The organism is Mesorhizobium sp. M2A.F.Ca.ET.039.01.1.1 (assembly GCF_003998035.1).
GTDB lineage: Bacteria > Pseudomonadota > Alphaproteobacteria > Rhizobiales > Rhizobiaceae > Mesorhizobium.
In genome coordinates this window covers 1-1201 of record NZ_RZRY01001196.1, presented here as the reverse complement: position 1 = coordinate 1201, position 1201 = coordinate 1, and the positions used below count along the sequence as shown (strand labels likewise).

Here is a 1201-nt window from a genome sequence, read left to right as displayed (position 1 = left end):
CGCGCCGGTGGCGCAGGAATTCCTGCCTTTTTCACAAAAACCGGGGTCGGTACAAGCGTCGCTGAAGGCAAAGAGGTGCGCAGGTTCAACGGCGAGGAGTTCGTCATAGAAACTGCGCTTTTTGCGGATGTTGCGCTCATCCACGCTTGGAAGGGCGACTTCGAGGGTAACCTCGTTTACCGAAAGACTGCCAGAAATTTCAATCCAATAATGGCGACTGCTGCAAGGGCTACGATTGCTGAGGTCGAGTGTCTCGTAAAGACGGGCTCCATCGACCCAGATCAAATTCATACGCCGGGGATATTCGTCTCTCGCATTGTCCACGTTCCGGATCCGGAAAAGCGGATTGAACAGAGGACCGTTCGCAAATTGGCTGAGGAGACTGTCTGATGGCTTGGACGCGTGAACAGATGGCGGCTCGAGCGGCACAGGAAATTAGGGATGGCTTCTATGTCAATCTCGGAATCGGCATCCCGACACTTGTCGCTAACTACGTACCAAAGGGAATTGAAGTTCGCCTTCATAGCGAGAACGGCATGCTAGGGATGGGGCCATTTCCGCTGGAAGGCGAAGAAGATCCGGACCTAATCAATGCTGGAAAGCAAACAATCTCTGAGCTTCCGGAGACGAGCTTCTTTTCCAGCGCCGACAGCTTTGGGATGGTCCGAGGCGGCCACATTGATCTGTCAATTTTGGGAGCCATGCAAGTTGCAGAGAACGGCGACCTGGCGAATTGGATGATCCCGGGCAAAATGGTAAAGGGCATGGGCGGCGCAATGGATCTGGTCGCTGGTGTCAGGCGCGTGATCGTGGTCATGGAGCATGAAGCGAAAAGTGAGCCAAAGCTGCTCAAGGAGTGTACCTTGCCCCTAACCGGAAGAGGCGTAGCCAGTCTGGTGATCACAGATCTAGCTGTGTTCGAGATCGACAAGAACTCGGGTCGAGGCATGATTCTCAGAGAACTCGCCCATTGCGTGACTCTTGAAGAGGTTCGGGAAAAGACTCGCGCTAGCTTCATTGAGTGCCTGTGAATCTGGAAGATTCCGTGTGGTCGCGGGCTCGATGGGCGGGCGCGCACGGGTCGCGACTACATGAAGCCTGTTTGAACTGAACCGCGGGATACGGGCGGGGTGACGTTGCCCCCAGTTTCTATCCAGTTTTGAGTTCGTTTCCGGCGTGGGTTGTGCCCTGCTGGGCGGGT

General features: G+C 55.2%; 2 protein-coding genes. Both read left to right on the top strand.

Going from position 1 to position 1201, the window contains the following annotated elements:
• Window positions 1-390 (top strand): 3-oxoacid CoA-transferase subunit A (locus EOA24_RS38580; RefSeq protein WP_133374939.1); only part of this gene is annotated, 390 nt, incomplete at its 5' end.
• Window positions 390-1031: a CoA transferase subunit B gene (locus tag EOA24_RS38575; protein ID WP_127410859.1), complete on the top strand. Its 642-nt coding sequence runs from the start codon at window positions 390-392 to the stop codon at window positions 1029-1031. The genes EOA24_RS38580 and EOA24_RS38575, both read left to right, overlap by 1 nt.
• Window positions 1032-1201: the final 170 nt, after the last annotated feature.